The sequence below is a fragment of the Cobetia sp. 14N.309.X.WAT.E.A4 genome, from assembly GCF_030397495.1.
Classification (GTDB): domain Bacteria; phylum Pseudomonadota; class Gammaproteobacteria; order Pseudomonadales; family Halomonadaceae; genus Cobetia; species Cobetia marina.
Window position 1 is genome coordinate 1 of sequence record NZ_JAPNXT010000026.1, and the last position, 1,099, is coordinate 1,099.

Annotated in this window: 1 protein-coding gene; it reads left to right on the forward strand. The window is 64.2% G+C overall.

From position 1 onward, the window contains the following. The coding region (gene tssI / locus OW493_RS17140; protein WP_289864985.1) for a type VI secretion system tip protein TssI/VgrG at positions 1–1,099 on the forward strand (1,099 nt) is incomplete at both ends.

The following is a 1,099-nucleotide window of genomic DNA, read 5'->3' on the forward strand; positions in this document are numbered from 1 at the left end:
TGTTCTACTACTTCGAACACGCCTCTGACGACAGCGACTTCAATGGCCACCGCCTCGTCATCACCGATGATGTCGCGACCTGCGCACCGGTCGAGCCGCAGGTCATCCGCTTCCACCGTCAGGATGCCACTGAACTGGAAGACTCCATCACCCAGTGGAGCGGCCGTCGTCAGCAGCAGCCAACGCGTGTCAGCCTCGGGACGTTTGATTACAAGCAGCCGGGCCTGGAGAAGCGCTCCGGCCAGGACACGCGCAGCGATCAGGGCAACCTCAGCGAGCAGGAAGTCTACGACTACCCCGGCGAGTACTACTTTGATGATCACTCGCGCGGCGAACGCCTGACCGTCAATCGCCTCGAGGCCCATGAATCCCGCGCCAAGCGTTTCTATGGCGCCGGGGGCACCCGCCAGTTGAAGGTCGGCCGCTGGTTCGAACTCAGCCAGCACGCCCGCCATGAAGACGGCGACGCGAGTGAGCGCGAATTCCTCGTGCTGGGCCTGACCGTCTGCGCCGAGAACGCGCTGCCGGTGTCGGCACACCTCAAGGCGCTACCGGGTAGCCTGCAGGCGCGCATGGCCGAGGCGCGCCAGGCGCACGGTCTCAATGAGAGTGCTCACGAAGACTACGCCGATGTCGGCACCGGCCAGTATCTGATCGACTTCGAATCCCAGCGCCTCAGTCAGCCGTATCGTCCGTCGCTCGATCATCCGCGCCCCAATCTGGGTGGCCCGCAGACCGCGATCGTCGTCGGCCCCGAGAACGAAGAGATCCACACCGACTCGCTCAACCGCGTGCGCGTCCAGTTTCACTGGGACCGCAGCGAGAAGGGCGCCGCCGACGCCAGCTGCTGGCTGCGTGTCGCGCAACCCAACGCCGGCGCAGGCTGGGGCAGTGTGTTCGTGCCGCGTATTGGTCAGGAAGTCATCGTCGATTTCCTCGAAGGCGACGTGGATCGTCCGCTGATTACCGGGCGGGTCTACAACGGTGATCAGACCCCGCAATGGCACTCCAACGGCCTGCTCTCCGGCCTCAAGAGCAAGACCTACCGCGGCAACAAGTACAACGAGCTGGTCTTCGATGATGCGACGGATCAGGAGCG